The organism is Streptomyces sp. NPDC000345, from assembly GCF_042898825.1.
Classification (GTDB): Bacteria; Actinomycetota; Actinomycetes; order Streptomycetales; family Streptomycetaceae; genus Streptomyces.
This window is the reverse complement of the sequence record NZ_JBIAZE010000005.1, coordinates 87,944-102,420: the sequence shown is the minus strand read 5'-3', so window position 1 is coordinate 102,420 and position 14,477 is coordinate 87,944. Positions and strand designations below refer to the sequence as shown.

At 72.8% G+C, this 14,477-nt stretch carries 11 protein-coding genes, 1 other RNA gene and 3 pseudogenes; 6 read left to right on the top strand and 9 right to left on the bottom strand.

Annotation, left to right across the window (positions count from 1 at the left end):
- Nucleotides 1-87: 87 nt before the first annotated feature.
- Together ACFY30_RS13560 and ACFY30_RS13555 are read right to left on the bottom strand one after the other, a co-directional pair.
- Complete coding sequence (locus ACFY30_RS13560) at nucleotides 88-675, bottom strand: hypothetical protein (protein WP_390845362.1); 588 nt, start codon at nucleotides 673-675, stop codon at nucleotides 88-90.
- The gene (locus ACFY30_RS13555) at nucleotides 672-1,424 is read right to left on the bottom strand and encodes a MerR family transcriptional regulator (protein ID WP_390845361.1); all 753 of its coding nucleotides are present in this window, start codon (nucleotides 1,422-1,424) and stop codon (nucleotides 672-674) included. The genes ACFY30_RS13560 and ACFY30_RS13555 overlap by 4 nt, the downstream gene beginning before the upstream one ends.
- A gap of 44 nt (nucleotides 1,425-1,468) precedes the next feature.
- Between ACFY30_RS13555 and ACFY30_RS13550 the strand changes: the two are divergent.
- The 4 genes and pseudogenes from ACFY30_RS13550 to rnpB form a co-directional block, all read left to right on the top strand.
- A pseudogene (locus ACFY30_RS13550) lies at nucleotides 1,469-1,723 on the top strand (Uma2 family endonuclease); the annotation flags it as partial.
- A 41-nt stretch (nucleotides 1,724-1,764) separates the two neighbouring features.
- Nucleotides 1,765-2,586: an AraC family transcriptional regulator gene (locus ACFY30_RS13545; RefSeq protein ID WP_390845360.1), complete on the top strand. Its 822-nt coding sequence runs from the start codon at nucleotides 1,765-1,767 to the stop codon at nucleotides 2,584-2,586.
- A 19-nt stretch (nucleotides 2,587-2,605) separates the two neighbouring features.
- Nucleotides 2,606-3,385, top strand: a pseudogene (locus ACFY30_RS13540) (DMT family transporter); the annotation flags it as partial.
- Between the two features lie 154 nt (nucleotides 3,386-3,539).
- An RNA gene (rnpB, locus tag ACFY30_RS13535) (RNase P RNA component class A) lies at nucleotides 3,540-3,944 on the top strand.
- A 1,046-nt stretch (nucleotides 3,945-4,990) separates the two neighbouring features.
- On the opposite strand, the gene ACFY30_RS13530 is transcribed toward rnpB, so the two are convergent.
- Entirely contained in the window at nucleotides 4,991-5,560 is a 570-nt protein-coding gene (locus tag ACFY30_RS13530; RefSeq protein ID WP_390845359.1) for a DoxX family protein, read from the bottom strand.
- Between the two features lie 130 nt (nucleotides 5,561-5,690).
- Between ACFY30_RS13530 and ACFY30_RS13525 the strand changes: the two genes are divergently transcribed.
- On the top strand, nucleotides 5,691-6,017 hold the full coding sequence (locus ACFY30_RS13525; RefSeq protein WP_390655658.1) for a nuclear transport factor 2 family protein: 327 nt from the start codon (nucleotides 5,691-5,693) through the stop codon (nucleotides 6,015-6,017).
- A gap of 137 nt (nucleotides 6,018-6,154) precedes the next feature.
- On the opposite strand, the gene ACFY30_RS13520 is transcribed toward ACFY30_RS13525, so the two are convergent.
- Nucleotides 6,155-6,889 carry an ABC transporter ATP-binding protein gene (locus ACFY30_RS13520; protein ID WP_390845358.1) on the bottom strand — a complete coding sequence of 245 codons (735 nt, stop codon included), beginning with the start codon at nucleotides 6,887-6,889 and terminating at the stop codon, nucleotides 6,155-6,157.
- Between the two features lie 190 nt (nucleotides 6,890-7,079).
- Nucleotides 7,080-8,543: an ABC transporter permease gene (locus tag ACFY30_RS13515; protein ID WP_390845357.1), complete on the bottom strand. Its 1,464-nt coding sequence runs from the start codon at nucleotides 8,541-8,543 to the stop codon at nucleotides 7,080-7,082.
- 224 nt (nucleotides 8,544-8,767) lie between these two features.
- On the opposite strand from ACFY30_RS13515, the gene ACFY30_RS13510 reads away from it, so the two are divergent.
- Nucleotides 8,768-10,033: a D-alanyl-D-alanine carboxypeptidase family protein gene (locus ACFY30_RS13510; protein WP_390845356.1), complete on the top strand. Its 1,266-nt coding sequence runs from the start codon at nucleotides 8,768-8,770 to the stop codon at nucleotides 10,031-10,033.
- Between the two features lie 257 nt (nucleotides 10,034-10,290).
- On the opposite strand, the pseudogene ACFY30_RS13505 reads toward ACFY30_RS13510, so the two are convergent.
- The 4 genes and pseudogenes from ACFY30_RS13505 to ACFY30_RS13490 all read right to left on the bottom strand — a co-directional run bounded on the left by ACFY30_RS13505 (nucleotide 10,291) and on the right by ACFY30_RS13490 (nucleotide 14,420).
- Nucleotides 10,291-10,977, bottom strand: a pseudogene (locus ACFY30_RS13505) (SDR family oxidoreductase).
- Entirely contained in the window at nucleotides 10,947-11,933 is a 987-nt protein-coding gene (locus tag ACFY30_RS13500; protein WP_390845355.1) for a small ribosomal subunit Rsm22 family protein, read from the bottom strand. The pseudogene ACFY30_RS13505 and the gene ACFY30_RS13500 overlap by 31 nt, the downstream one beginning before the upstream one ends.
- An 82-nt stretch (nucleotides 11,934-12,015) precedes the next feature.
- Nucleotides 12,016-13,182: a serine hydrolase domain-containing protein gene (locus tag ACFY30_RS13495; protein ID WP_390845354.1), complete on the bottom strand. Its 1,167-nt coding sequence runs from the start codon at nucleotides 13,180-13,182 to the stop codon at nucleotides 12,016-12,018.
- The gene (locus tag ACFY30_RS13490; protein WP_390845353.1) at nucleotides 13,137-14,420 is read right to left on the bottom strand and encodes a multidrug effflux MFS transporter; all 1,284 of its coding nucleotides are present in this window, start codon (nucleotides 14,418-14,420) and stop codon (nucleotides 13,137-13,139) included. Before ACFY30_RS13490 ends, ACFY30_RS13495 begins: the two co-directional genes overlap by 46 nt.
- Nucleotides 14,421-14,477 lie beyond the last annotated feature (57 nt).

Here is a 14,477-nt window from a genome sequence, read left to right as displayed (position 1 = left end):
CGCTGCGGCCCCCGCGACGCTCCAGCCCGCGCGCACCCTGCCCACGAACTGCCCGCGACCTGTCCGCGAACTGCGCGTGCCCCGCGCTCACGGCGCCGGCGGCGCGCCCCGGTCCCGCGTGAGGGCCCGTACGAGGCCGGCGGCGTCGTCGGCGTGCAGGCGCACGACCCGGACCTCCCGGCGGCGCCCCAGGAAGGTGAGGTGGGGGACCGGCGCCCTCAGTTCGAGCGTGACCGAGGTCCGCGAGCCGACCGGAAGGTCCAGCTCGCCGCCGGCACGCACGTGCGTGGTGCGCCGCTCCTGCCGTACCGCCGCGATCCCGTCCAGCGGGACGCGCAGATCCACGTGGGCCGCGTGACGGACGCGCAGCACGTCGTCGTACAGGACATGCGGACGGACCGTCCAGGAGGCGTACAGGCCGGACACCAGGACGACCGTGTACAGGTCGAGGACGAGCACACCCCGGTGCACGGCGGGCCAGTCGCGCAGCAGCACGGACATCGTGAGCGTCTCGACCAGGCACACGAACACGAACCCGGCCATGACCGCGCCCTGCCCCCGCGCGTACCCGAACGCCCGCCCGTCACCCACCCCGTGGCGCCGCCGGGCCGCCCACAGCGGCAGGCTCACCAGGAGCCGCGCCTCATGCCCGACGAGGGCACGGACCGTCCTCACGTCCCCGCCGTGAGGATCCGCAGCGCCCGGCGGACCGCCTCCGCCTGCGCGGGGGCGAAGTCGGCGTACAGGGCGCGCAGGAAGCTGTTGTCCTGGTCGACGGCGACGGCCTGCGGGAGCAGCTCGCGCGGCGTGCACTCGGCGAGCCGGCGGGCGGCCCTCTCCACCCGGGGGTCGTCGGGGCGGGCATCGGCGAGCGCGTCCAGCAGCGCGTACGCCTCGTCGGCACGGGCCATCGCCTCCGGCGACCCCACGACCTCGCCGACCGCCGCCAGCAGGCGCTCCCGAACCTCCGGCGCCGCGGCCGTCTCGATGAGGGCGAGCACCTCGCGGTCCCGGGCGGCCATGGGGGAGTCGGACAGCCCGGCCGCCGCGCGCGCGAACAGCGCGGCCAGCTCGGGGGAGACCGGACCCTCGGCGGGCAGTTCCTCGGCCTCCAGCAACGCCCGCAGCCGGGCCCGCCGCTCCCGGATCGCGGTCTCCTGCCGGGCCAGGTCCTCGTCGAGCTCGGTGAGCACCTCGACGAGGTCCTTGCCCGCGTCGTCGGCGAGGACGTCCCTGGCCTCCGCCAGCCCGAGGCCCAGCTCGGTCAGCCGCCGGATCCGGGCGAGCGTGACGGCATGGCGCAGGGTGTAGTCCCGGTAGCCGTTCGCACGCCGCTCGGGCTCGGGCAGCAGCCCCAGGTGGTGGTAGTGCCGGACGGTCCGCGTGGTGACGCCGACGGCCTCGGCGAGTTCTCCGATCCGCATGCGACCAGTAGAGAGGTTGACGTCGCGGCAGGGTCAAGCGGGCACCGTGCGACGGCGTGGCCATGGTGCCGGCGGTCACCTCCCCCAGGCCCAGAGCCGACCGCGAAGTCAAACGCCGCTGTCACGCCCGAGCCGGCATTCCGCTCCACCTGCTCGTCGACCGTGAGACCTCCGAGATCACGCTCCTCAGCGAGCCGGGGCAGGACGACTACCACATCCGCTGTACCGTCGCCCTCGGCAAGTCGCTCGCCCTCCCCGAGCCCTTCGCCTTCGACCTGGACACCTCGGACTTTCTCTGACCCATCCCGTGTTGCACCCTGACGAGGGGAAGGGGTGCGGCATGGAACAGGCACGGTGGACGAGGGCCAGACTCGGCCGTTGCGGCCCGCCTCTCGACCTCCTGACCGCCCGCTTCGACAAGCACGTCTACGCCCCGCACGCCCACGACGAGTTCACGGTCGGCGTCTGCGTGGGCGGCTCCGAGATCATCGACTACCGGGGCGGTCACATCCGTACCGGCCCCGGCTCGATCGTCGTCCTCGCCCCCGGCGAGATGCACACCGGCGGCCCCGGCAACGCGACCGACGGCTACGCCTACCGCGCCCTGTACGCCGGCCCCGCCCTCCTCACCGAGGGCACCCTCGGCGGCGCACCCCACTTCCGTGAACCGCTGATCGACGACCCGGAACTCGCCGCCGCCTTCCGCGCCGCCCACACCGACCTCAGCGCCTGCCCCGACCCCCTGGAGACCGAGTCCCGCCTGCCCTGGCTGCTCACGGCCCTGGCCCGCCGCCACTCGACGGCCCGTCCGGCCGCCGACACCGTCCCCGGCGCCCACCGCATAGCGCTGGCGGTCCGCGACCGCCTCGCCGACGAACTGCTCGCACCCCCGTCCCTGGCCGACCTGGCGGCCGACCTGGACCTGTCCCGCTACCAGCTCCTGCGGGCCTTCCGCACGACGATGGGCGTACCGCCGTACGCCTGGCTGGCACAGCACCGGGTGCACCGCGCCCGGGCCCTCCTGGACGCCGGACTGCGCCCGGCCGAGGTGGCCCCGCTGGTCGGCTTCGCGGACCAGGCGCACCTCACGCGCTGGTTCCGCCGCGTCCTGGGCGTGACCCCGGCGGCGTACCGCAACAGCGTTCAAGACACCCGGCGGTGAGGCGGCCGACAGTGGCCCCATGACTGCGCGCGGCTGGTTCCTGTTCTCCCTGATGGGAGTGGTCTGGGGCATTCCCTACCTGCTGATCAAGGTGGCGGTGGAGGACCTCTCCCCGGCGACGGTGGTGTTCACGCGCTGTGCGCTGGGCGCGCTGCTCCTGCTGCCCTTCGCCGTACGGCAGGGCGGTCTGGTGCGGACCGTCCGGGCCCACTGGGCGCCGATGCTGGCCTTCGCGTGCATCGAGATCATGGGGCCGTGGTTCACCCTGACGGACGCGGAACGCCACCTGTCGAGCTCCACGGCGGGCCTGCTGATCGCGGGCGTGCCGATCGTGGGCGTCCTCGCCGCCCGGGCCGTCGGAGAGGGCGAGGTGCTGGGCGTACGGAGGATCGTGGGCCTCGCGCTGGGCCTTGCGGGCGTCGGGGTCCTCACCGCCCCGCACCTGACGGGAGGCGACGCGAAGTCCCTGGCGGAGGTGCTGCTGACGGTGGTGGGCTACGCCACGGCCCCTCTGATAGCCGCCCGCCGCCTGAAGGACGTCCCCACCCTCCAGCTCATCGCGCCCTGCCTGACCCTGGCGGCGCTGGTCTACGCGCCGGCGGCGGCCGCCACCCGGCCCGACCGGATGCCCTCGGCCTCGGTCCTTGCGGCCCTCGCGGCCCTGGGCGTGATCTGCACGGCGGTGGCGTTCGTGGCGTTCCTGGAGCTCATCAAGGAGATCGGCCCGACCCGCTCGACGGTCATCACCTACGTCAACCCGGCTGTGGCGGTGGCGGCCGGGGCGGTCTTCCTGGACGAGCCCCTGACGACCGGCGTCCTGGCCGCCTTCGCCCTGATCCTCGCGGGTTCGGTGCTGGCGACGGCGGCTGGTCCACGGCAGGACAGAGGCCAGGTGACGACGGCGGCTGGTCCACGACGGGACAGGCGCCCGGTACCATGGTCGACACGGCAGACGAGCCGGGCGGACGGCCGCGTGGAGTCCCCCTAGGGGGCTTCCCGAGGAACGTCCGGGCTCCACAGGGCAGGGTGGTGGCTAACGGCCACCCGGGGTGACCCGCGGGACAGTGCCACAGAAAGCAGACCGCCGGGGACCTCGGTCCTCGGTAAGGGTGAAACGGTGGTGTAAGAGACCACCAGTGCCCAGGGTGACCTGGGCAGCTAGGTAAACCCCACCCGGAGCAAGGTCAAAAGGAGCGCCGTGAAAAGCGCTCTGCGCGGACGTTCGAGGGCTGCCCGCCCGAGTCCGCGGGTAGACCGCACGAGGCCGGCGGCAACGCCGGTCCTAGATGGATGGCCGTCTCCCCGGCCGCCGCGAGGCGACCGGGCGACAGAACCCGGCGTACAGCCCGACTCGTCTGCCGCTCCCCGCGGCTTTGCCCGGTGAAGGGCCTCTGAGCTGCGACTGAGGCCCTTTCCGGGCGTTCGGGGCGCTCGGGCGCTTGCCGCGTCGGGCGACGCAAAGTCATTGGAAGTCCCTCAAACAGAGCTGAAGTCCCTGATCGTGTCGGTCCGCGGCCCGTTCCCCGAGGACGGCCGTGAACCGGGGGTGCGTTGCGCGCAACTCGTCCCGACCAGGGAGGCGCTCCTGGACGACGATGGATCGCTGCGCGAAGCGGCCTCGTCTGCACGTTCCGGCATCGGCGTCGCCGAGGCGGTCAAGGCCCTCGACCTGGACCCCGCGTCCCTCGTCAGGACCGAGAGGCCGGTGAACCTCTATGAGGACGTGACTACCGCCTGCGTGCCCGGGCCCACACCAAGATCCCTATGCAGACCGGGTGCTGGGTGCCGTGCCAGAACGTGTCTTCAGAGTAGGCGGCCCCGCAGCCGCCCCGCAGTCGGCGAGGCGGCCGGCAACACGGTGAAGATCCTCCTGAGGTACGTCGGCAGGTCCCGCAGGCCCAGCAAGTTCGTCGTCTACACGTCCCATCCGCTCTAGGACAGCACCACGCTGATCGACAACGATGAGAACCGCGGACGCCCCCTCGACCGAAGGGGCGTCCGCACCCCCGAGGAGGCTCTGTGACGACCGGACCACCCGAGGCCCACTACTGGGACTACGAGGAGGATTTCGGCTTCAGCGGGCTGACTGGGAAGGTGTGCTCTCGGACCGGTCTACGGATCGACACCTCGACCATCCTCGCTCTGGTCGCGAATCAGGCAGCCGGGCAGGAGGACCATCAGCTTGGCACGGACGTGGGATCGCTGCTTGGGTCCTCCCTCCCTGACCATGCCCTGCGCAATCTGTGGCTGGCCGCCACGCGAGGGTGCTTCGACCCGACCGAGAAGGGCGTCGGGATGCGGGACTGGCTGCGCGGCGTCCTGGAGGTCTGCCCCTCGAATGAGGAGGACGTCCCTGCAGGGTCGAGCGCTCTGGAAGAGGCTCGGCCCGACCCGGATCAACCCGTCACCCCTCCCCGAACAACGCCTCCTGCTCATCGAACAGCGCCGCCTGCTCCCCCTGCTCCGCACGGACCAGGCGCTTCCTGCGCGCGCCCACCACCACGGCCGTCACCAGGCCCGTCGCAGCGAGCGCCGTGGGGACCATCCAGCCCCGGTCGAAGACGTGGCCGAGGGCGTGGTCCAGGGAGAGGCGGCCGGGGCCGGCGATGGCGAGGCCGGTGGCGGCCAGGCCCAGGGTCGCCGCGTACTCGTAGCCGCCCTCCTGGTTGAAGAAGCCGTTGGGGGCGTGGACCGCCGACGCGCCCGTCATCGCGCCGGCCGCCGCCGCGCCCGCCGCCGGGGTGGCAAGGCCCAGGGCCAGCAGCGCGCCGCCGCCCGCCTCGGCGAGGCCCGCCGCCGTCGCGCTGGCCTTGCCGGGCGTGTAGCCGACGGTCTCCATGAACTGGCCGGTGCCCTCCAGCCCGTGGCCGCCGAACCAGCCGAACAGCTTTTGCGTGCCGTGGGCGGCCAGCACCCCGCCGGCGCCCAGCCGGAGCAGCAGCAGGCCCAGATCACGTCGGTCGAAAGAGGTCACGGTGACTCCCTGAGCAGACAGCAGCGGCAACCCCCCTCGCGTTTCCACCGTCGCACCCTTCACACCCGCCCGGCTCCTCCGGCGCGCCGTTCGGGTGGCGGGGGCCCCGGGGCGGTGTGACGCTGCCCGTATGACGATCCAGACCGGAAGACTCAGCGACCCGGCCGTCCGGGCCTTCGTCACCGCCGTGAACGCGCATGACCGGGAGACGTTCCTCAGCCTGCTGACGCCGGACGCGACCATGGCCGACGACGGCTCCGACCGTGACCTCACCGAGTGGATCGACCGGGAGATCTTCTCCTCGAACGGCCACATCGACGTCGAGAGGGAGCGGGACGCGGGGCGTTCCCTCGTCGCCCGCTACCGCAACGACACATGGGGCGAGATGCGCACCAGGTGGCAGTTCAGCGTCACCGACGACGGCCACATCTCCCGGTTCGAGACCGGCCAGGCGTGACGCGCCAAGGGTGATGGGGCAGGCAGGCAGACCGGACGTGCCGGGCCTGACGCGCCGGGCGTGACGCGCCGCGAACGACGGACGGGCGCGGGCCGCTCACCGTGTCGGTGAGCGGCCCGCGCCCGTGTACGGAAGGCTCAGTAGCCCTGGCTCCCGTGGTCCGCGTACGGCTGCTGCCGGGCGTACGCCCGCGCGTCGCCCTGTTCGGTCAGCGTGATCTGTCCCGCCTTGATGGTGGCCAGACGCGGGGCGCGGCGGGCGATCGACGAGTCGTGGGTGACCATGATGAACGTCAGGCCGTACTCGTGCCACAGGCCTTCCAGCAGGCCCATGATGTCGTCGCGGGTGCCCTCGTCGAGGTTGCCGGTCGGCTCGTCGGCGAGGAGCACCTTCGGCTTCTTCACCAGCGCGCGGGCGATCGCGACACGCTGCTGCTGGCCGCCGGACAGTTCGGAGGGGGCGTGGCCGAGGCGTTCGCCGAGGCCCACCGAGCGCAGTGCCTCCGCCGCCCGCTCGCGCCGCTCGGCCGGCTTCACGCCGAGCGGGACGAGGGCCGTCTCCACGTTCTCCTGCGCGGTCAGCGTCGGGATGAGGTTGAACGACTGGAAGATGATGCCGATCTTCTCGGCGCGCAGCCGGGTCAGCTTGGCCTCGCTGATGCGGGCGAGGTCGACGCCGTCCAGTTCGACGCTGCCCTCGGTCGGGCGGTCCAGACCGCCGATCATCTGCAGCAGGGTGGACTTGCCGCCGCCCGTCGGTCCCTGGATGACGAGCTGGTCGCCGTCCTCGATGGTGAGGTCGATGCCGCGCAGCGCCTCGACGGTCTCCTTGCCGCGCGAGTAGCGCTTGGTGACGCCGGTCAGTCTGTACATGGGTAGCTCCGTAGCCGCGTAGAGAGGGAAGAAGAGGGGTGGGGCGCCGCGTGCCGGGGGGAAGGGGTACGCGGCGCCCCTGCTCAGGGGGCTCAGCCCGGGGGCGCCGGGGCACCGCCTTCTCGGGGTGCCTCAGTCCGGGGGCGCCGTCTTCTCCGGGAGAGGAGGCGGCGTTCCGGCCTAACCGGTGTTACGACACGCTGCGCAGCGCGTCCGCCGGGCGCATCCGCGAGGCGCGCCAGCCGCCCATGGCGCCGGCGATCAGACCGCCGGCCACCGCCAGGCCCACGGCGAGGGCGATGGTGGTCGTGGAGACGGGCGCCGACAGGGCGATCTCCATCGTGTTGGAGGCCGACTGCTGGCCCGGGCCCCCGCCGGGGCCGCCGCCCATTCCGCCGCCGCCGGTGCTGCCGAGCTCGGCCGTCAGCTTGGGGCTGACCGCGGTCACCGCGTACGCGGCCGCGAGACCCAGGGCGATGCCGAGGGCGCCGCCGATCAGACCGTTGACGATGGACTCGCCGACCACCTGCCGGGTCACCCGGCGGCTCGGCCAGCCGAGCGCCTTCAGGGTGCCGAACTCACGCACCCGGCGGGACACGGCCGAGGAGGTGAGCAGCGCGGCCACCAGGAAGGCGGCGGCGAGGACGGCGACGGACAGCCACTTGCCCACACTGGTCGCCAGGTTGGAGGCGGTGGACAGGGAGCCGGAGACCGTCTCGGCGAGGTCGGCGGAGGTGGTGACCGTCGTACCGGAGATGTTCTTCTGGATCGTCGCCTTGACGGTGTCGATCTGCTGGGAGTCGGTCGCCTTGACGTAGATCGTGGTGACCTGGTTCTTGGCGTCGGCGAGCGTCTGCGCCTGCTTCAGCGGCAGGTAGACGTCGGTGGTGGACTCGCTGCTGTCGGGCGTCGCGATGCCGATGATCTTGTACTTGGTGCCGGAGATCTTCAGGGTCTCGCCGACCGTGTACTTGTTCTCCTTGGCATACGACTTGCTGACGACCGCGACCTTCGCGTTGGTCTGCGCGGAGGTGAACGTCACGCCCGAGGTGATCTTCGAGCCGGCCAGCGGGCCGAGGTCCTGGTCGGTGACGTCCACGCCGGCCACGGAGTAGGAGTTGACGTCGAAGGAGGCGCCGCCGCCCTGGACCTGCGGCGCCGCGGTGGAGCCGCCGCCCTGGGCGCCGCCGGGACCGCCCTGGTCGCCGCTGCTCCCGCTGGTGGAGGACTGCGCCTTGCCCTGGGTGAAGGAGCCGTTGACCTTGGTGACGTTCAGGGTGAGCGCGCCCACCGCGGCCGACACGCCCTTCTGCTCGGCGACCTTGGCCACCAGCGAGGACTTCAGGGCCTGACCGCCCTGGGTCATGACCCGGTCGGAGCTCTGCTCGGTGTCGTCGTCGTCCGACTTCGCGTCGAACTCGAATCTGGGCTGGCCGGAGCTGTTGTCGGAGGGTGCCGTGCGGGCCTTGGTGACCGTCATGTCGGTGCCGAGGCCGTACAGCGACTGCAGGACTTTGTCCTGCGCCTGCGTCATGCCGGCCGACACCGAGTTGACGGTGATGACCAGCGCGATACCGAGCGCCAGACCCAGTGCGATGACCAGGGCAGCCTTCTTGCGCCGGCCCAGCTCGCGCTTGAGATAGATGCCAAACATCCCGTTCCTCGAAGGTTCTTGGCGCCCGCTGTGGGCGCGGCCCAAAAACTAGGGAGGAACCTTTGCGCCGGACTGAGTAAAGGATGTGTGAGGACTGAGAATGCGGGCCGGATCCGGGCCGCCGGATCAGAATTCCATCAGACAGCTCATTCCTAAGCTGTGGAGGGGGTTTTCCCAGGTGGAGGGGGTTGGCTGCCCACAGGATCCCCTTGTACGGTCCCGCCGTGCACGCATTCACACGCCCTTCACGGCGGTCCCTGCTCGCCTTCGGCGCACTCGCCCCGCTCGCCGCGGTCACCCCTGCCGCCGCCGCGACCGGCACGGTGATCGGCGGCGCCCGGCTCGCCCGTGACGGCGTCCAGGCGACCCTCACCGCCGGTCTGCCGAAGAAGCTCACCGCCCGCGCCTGGCTGCTCGCCGACCACGACACCGGCGAGGTGCTCGCCTCCTACCGCGCGCACCGGCGGCTCGCGCCCGCCTCCACGCTGAAGATGCTGTTCGCGGACTCCCTGCTGGGGAAGTTCGAGCGCACCGAGCGGTACACCGTGACCGAAGCGGACCTGGCCGGCCTTCCTCCCGGCTCCAGCCTCGTCGGACTCGAGCCCGGGGTCACCTACACCGTCGAGCAGTTGTGGCAGGGCGTGTTCCTGCGCTCCGGCAACGACGCCGTGCACATCCTCGCCCTGATGAACGGCGGGGTCGCCAAGTCCGTCGCCGACATGCGGGCGAAGGCCGCCGATCTGCAGGCCCTCGACACCCATGTCGTCAGCTGTGACGGCTACGACCACACCGGCCAGCTCTCCTCCGCCTACGACCTCACCCTCTTCGCCCGGCACGGGCTGCGGAACGCCGACTTCCGCGCCTACTGCTCCACCAAGGCCGCCGACTTCCCCGCCGGAGGGCGCCGGACGTTCCGGATCGAGAACACCGACCGGCTGCTGTCGGGGACGTACGGAGTCACGCCGTACGACGGCATGATCGGGGTGAAGAACGGCTACACCAGCCACGCCGGCAACACCTTCACCGGCGCCGCCACCCGCGACGGCCGCACCCTCCTGGTCACCGTCCTCCACCCCGAGAGCGGCAACAACGCCGTCTACGAGGAGACGGCCGCCCTCCTCGACTGGGGTTTCGGGAAGGGTCGTTCGGCGGGGTCCGTGGGCAGGCTGGTCGACCCCCTGAGCGAGGGCGGCGCGAGCGCGTCACCCTCCGGGAAGACACCGCACGCCGGGGCGCAGGCGGCGAAGGACGGGGGCTCCGGCGGAGGCTGGGGTGTGCTCGGCGGCGCCGGGGGCGCGATCCTGCTGCTGGCGGCGGGAGCCTACGGGGCACGGCGCAGACGACGGGCCGAGGGGGCGCGGGGAACGGCGCGGCAAGCCACGACGGACCCGCAGCCCGCGATGCGCGAGACCCCCCATGCCGCGACGCGCGAGACCCCCGACCGGGCGACGCGCGAAACCCCCCACCCCGAACCCGACTCGCCGCGCTGAACGTCGAGGCAACCGCTCCACGGCCCCGGTGCGTACCTCGCGGTCCCATGCGAGGTCCACCCCCAACCCGGTGCCGTGGAGCGGCTGCCCTCCCCCCTCGGTATGGCTCAACCCGCGGAGCGGCCCGCGGAACTTCCGTGCCCAAAGTGTGAAGTTCTCGTGCAGAAGAGTTGAGCATAAGTCCGCTACCGGCCGCAATGGCCCGGATGGTCAAATTCCACTTGTACGGGTCGAGGAACTGACGGCCCGTGGCCCTCTCAGCCGCGCCCCACGTACGGCATCGCCGTCGCCAGCACCGTTGCGAACTGCACGTTCGCCTCCAGCGGCAGCTCCGCCATGTGCCGCACCGTGCGCGCGACATCGGCCACGTCCATCACCGGTTCCGGCGCGATCTCGCCGTTGGCCTGCAGCGCGCCCGTCCGCATCCGCGCCGTCATGTCGGTCGCCGCGTTGCCGATGTCGACCTGCCCGACGGCGATGCCGTACGCCCGGCCGTCCAGGGAGAGGGACTTCGTCAGCCCGGTGAGGGCGTGCTTGGTCGCCGTGTAGGGCGCCGACAGCGGCCGGGGCGTGGGCCGAGACCGAGCCGTTGTTGATGATCCGTCCGCCCCGGGGGATCCTGCTCCTTCATCTGCCGGAACGCCGCCTGCGCGCACAGGAACGCCCCGTTGAGACGGGTGTCCACCACATGCCGCCAGGCGTCGTAGGGCAGTTCCTCGAACGGCACGCCACCCGGCCCGAACGTCCCCGCGTTGTTGAACAGCAGATCCAGCCGCCCGAACCGCTCGCGCACGGCGGCGAAGAGCGGGGCCACGTCGTCGGGGCGCGACACCCTTCCGTACGACGAGACTCGCGCGCTCGGGCGCCGGCGCGGCCGTCTCGGGACTCAAGCCGGCCTGATCCCCCAGGCCTCCTACGACGCCGGCGGCCAGGCGTCGCCCCAGGCCGCGTCCCGGGCCGCCTTGTACCGGTCGCCGTGCTTCTTGGTCACCGTCGTGCGGCCCAGCCGCTCCTCGGCCTCGCACAGGTCGAGGAGCACCTGCCCCTTGCGGATCTGCGGCCGGCGGACCACCCGGGAGGCGGCGGGGGAGACGGGGAAGCGGGCGGCGGCCACGTACGAGAACTTCTCGTCCTCGTACGGCAGGGAGCCGCCCTTGACCTGCCGGTGCAGGGAGGAACGGCTGACCCGCGCCGAGAAGTGGCACCAGTCCTCGCCGGGCACGATCGGACAGGCGGCGCTGTGCGGGCAGGGCGCGGCGACCCGGAATCCGGCGGCGATCAGCCGGTCACGGGCCTCGATGATCCGGGCGTAGCCGTCCGGGGTGCCCGGTTCGACGACCACCACGGCCTGCGCGGCGGACGCGGCGGCGTCCACCAGGGCGGCGCGGTCGGCGGCGGCCAGCTCGTTCAGGACGTAGGAGACGGTGACGAGGTCGCAGCTCTCCAGCTTCAGGGCGGAGCCGATGCGGGCCCGCAGCCAGCGCGCGTCGCCGAGCGCCGGGTTCGCGGCGGCCACCTCGCGGCCGAGGGCCAGCGCGGGCTCCGCCCAGTCGAGCACGGTCACCGGGCGCGTCCCCTCCCAGGTGGCGCTCACCGCCCAGGTCGCCGCGCCCGTCCCGCCGCCCACGTCCGTGTGGCTGCCCGGCGTCCACTCCGGTACGGCGTCCGCGAACGCCTCCAGCGCCGAGCGCACCGCCTCGAACGTCGCCGGCATCCGGTAGGCGGCGTACGCGGCGACGTCCGCGCGGTCGCGCAGGATGGGCGCGTCGGTCGGGGTCGCGCCCCGGTAGCTGGCGATGAGCCGCTCGACGGCCTGAGCGGCCTGCCGGGGCGGCAGGCCGTCGAGGAGTTCCGCGAGAGCGGTACGGAGGGTTTCGGCGGCGGACACGGAGACGTTCACCTGGCGATTATGAGGCACCCGGCGTCGGTGCCGCCCTCGCCGGAGGCTGCGCCCCCGGACTCCCCGGACGGGCTGAATCCACTCACCGTACGCCCATGGCGAGACGCGTCCCCGCCAGTGCCCGCGGCGCACTGTCCGGGGTCCTGCGCACCGGATGCACCGTGTTCGCCAGCAGCACCACGAAGGTGTCCGTCGCCGGGTCCAGGACCAGGGAGGTCCCGGTGAAACCGGTGTGGCCGGCCGCGCCCTCGCCGGCCAGCTCGCCCATGAACCACGGCTGGTCCACGGCGAACCCCAGTCCCGGCGGCGTCAGCAGCAGCTCCACGAAGTCCGGGCCGAGGATGCGCGCGGGGCCGTACGAGCCGCCCGCGAGCAGGGTGCGGCAGAAGACGGCGAGGTCACGTCCCGTGGAGAACAGGCCCGCGTGACCGGCCACCCCGCCCAGCGCCCACGCGTTCTCGTCGTGCACCTCGCCCCGCAGCATCCCCCGGTCCGCCTTCGCCCACGGCCGCCGCTGGTCCTCGGTGGCCGCCGCGCCCGGGCAGGGCCCGAACCGGGTGGACGTCATGCCCAGCGGCCGGGTGATCCCCTCGTGCACGAGGACGTCGAGGGAGCGTCCGGTGAGGCGCTCCAGGAGGTGCTGGAGCAGCAGCATGTTCAGGTCGGAGTACACGTACGTGCCCGGCTCCGCCACCGGCGTCTGCGCCCGCAGCAGCTCCAGCCGCTCGGCGTCGTCCGCGCAGGCGTACAGCGGCAGCTCGGGGCGGAGCCCGGAGGTGTGGGTGAGGAGGTGGCGGACGGTGAGGCCGTGGGCGGCGGCACCGCGGAAGTCGGGCAGATAGGCGCCGACGCGGGCGTCGATGCCGAGGGTGCCCCGCTCGATCTGCTGCACCGCCGCGACCGACGTGAACAGCTTGGTGAGGGAGGCCAGGTCGAAGGGGGTGTCGACGGTCATCGGGACGCGGTCCTGCGGGGCCAGTTCCACCCCCGCGTCGCGCTCCGGGTCGTAGGCCCCGTACCGCACCGCCCAGCCCGCCGCCTCCTGTACGGCGATCACCGGGCCGCGTCCGGCGACGACCACGGCGCCCGCCGCCCACGGCCGGTCGCCGACGGTCAGGTCCATGACGTCGAGGACGAGCAGGCGCATCTCCTCGGGGTCGAGCCCCGCCCGTTCCGGGGTGTCGACACGCAGTCTCGGCGCGCTCAGTGCTCGGCTCCCTCCGCCCCCGTGACCTTCCAGGGACGGCACATTCCCACGAAGCAGGCCATCGCCACCAGTGCGGCCGCCAGTTGGACGACGGCCATCGGGACGGCCGTGCGCTCACCGGCGATCCCGACGAGCGGGGAGGCGACCGCGCCGATGAGGAAGGAGGAGGTGCCGAGGAGCGCGGAGGCGGACCCGGCGGAGTGGCGGACCCGCATCAGGGCGAGCGTCTGGGCGTTGGGCAGCGTCACCCCCATCGCGGACATCAGCACGAACAGGGCCGCCGCCACCGGGGCGAGCCCCACCTCGCCGAACGCGCCGCCCGCCATCAGCAGCAGCGCGGCCGCGGCCAGCGCCACCACCGCCAGACCCACGGCCAGCACCCGGTCCAGGCGGACCCGGCCCACCAGCACCTTGCCGTTGACCTGCCCGACCAGCACCAGCCCGACCGAGTTCGCGCCGAACAGCAGACCGAACGTCTGCGGCGACGCGCCGTAGATCTCCTGGATCACGAACGGCGAGGCGGATATGTACGCGAACAGCGCGGCGAAGGCGAAGCCGCCGGTCAGCATGTAGCCGGTGAAGGGCGGGTCGGCCAGCAGACGGCGCATCGAGCGCAGCGCCTCGCCGACCCCGCCCGCGTGCCGCTCGGCGGGCTCCAGCGTCTCCGGGAGCCTCGCCCACACCAGCGCGGCCAGCGTCAGCCCCACCACCGTGAGGACCGCGAACACGCCCCGCCAGTCCGTCACCCGCAGGATCTGCGCGCCGATCAGCGGCGCCACCACCGGGGCCACCCCGGAGATCAGCATCAGGGTGGAGAAGAACCGGGCCATCGCCACACCGTCGTACAGGTCCCGGACGACGGCCCGCGCGATCACGATCCCGGCCGCGCCCGCGAGCCCCTGCGCCAGCCGGAACGCGATCAGCAGCTCCACGGTGGGCGCGAGGGCGCACAGCACCGTCGCCACGACGTACACCGCGAGCCCGGCGAGCAGCGGGCGGCGGCGCCCCCACCGGTCGCTCATCGGGCCGACCACCAGCTGCCCCAGCGCCATGCCGGCCAGACAGGCGGTCAGCGTCAGCTGCACGGTCGCGGCGGGGGCGTGCAGATTGCGGGTGACCTCCGGCAGGGCCGGGAGGTACATGTCCATCGACAGCGGGGGAGTGGCGGTCAGACCGCCCAGGACGAGGGTGACGAGGAGGCTGGTGCGGCGCCCCGCACGCGGGGGCGGCGCCAGGGCCGTCGTCTCCGACACCTTCGGTGTCGCCCCACCCTCCGGCATACGGCCGCCCCTCCCTCTGCGATGTCTGCGCCACCTATGCTCTCAGCTCGAACGGAC

Excerpts from the sequence above, each read along its gene's own strand:
- ACFY30_RS13555 (WP_390845361.1), bottom strand. The coding sequence starts at position 1,424 with ATGCGGATCGGAGAACTCGCCGAGGCCGTCGGCGTCACCACGCGGACC.
- ACFY30_RS13545 (WP_390845360.1), top strand. The coding sequence starts at position 1,765 with ATGGAACAGGCACGGTGGACGAGGGCCAGACTCGGCCGTTGCGGCCCG.
- ACFY30_RS13525 (WP_390655658.1), top strand. The coding sequence starts at position 5,691 with ATGACGATCCAGACCGGAAGACTCAGCGACCCGGCCGTCCGGGCCTTC.
- ACFY30_RS13520 (WP_390845358.1), bottom strand. The coding sequence starts at position 6,889 with ATGTACAGACTGACCGGCGTCACCAAGCGCTACTCGCGCGGCAAGGAG.
- ACFY30_RS13515 (WP_390845357.1), bottom strand. The coding sequence starts at position 8,543 with ATGTTTGGCATCTATCTCAAGCGCGAGCTGGGCCGGCGCAAGAAGGCT.
- ACFY30_RS13490 (WP_390845353.1), bottom strand. The coding sequence starts at position 14,420 with ATGCCGGAGGGTGGGGCGACACCGAAGGTGTCGGAGACGACGGCCCTG.